This window comes from Bacillus cereus group sp. BfR-BA-01524 (genome assembly GCF_022662595.1).
GTDB lineage: Bacteria > Bacillota > Bacilli > Bacillales > Bacillaceae_G > Bacillus_A > Bacillus_A thuringiensis_S.
In genome coordinates this window covers 1-236 of the sequence record NZ_JAKUDW010000421.1, presented here as the reverse complement: position 1 = coordinate 236, position 236 = coordinate 1, and the positions used below count along the sequence as shown (strand labels likewise).

Below are 236 nucleotides of genomic sequence, written 5' to 3'. Positions count from 1 at the left end.
GAGCTTTAGTTGCTTCCACTGCTTTAGCTTTTGCTTGAGTTTCAGCTACTTCCTGAGCTTTAACTGCTTCACGAACTTTAGCTGTATCTTGAACTGTAGTTGTTTTTTCAGCTTTAACTACTGGTTGAACTTTAACTGGTGCTTTACCTGTTAAGTAAGGAACATGAACATAAGCTGTTTTTCCGTTATATTCAAATTGAATCCAATCATTTTGTACTTGGTGTGTTGTTTCGATT

General features: G+C 36.0%; 1 pseudogene. It reads right to left on the bottom strand.

The window, feature by feature from the left end:
- A pseudogene (locus tag MR170_RS31730) lies at positions 1–236 on the bottom strand (enterotoxin); the annotation flags it as partial.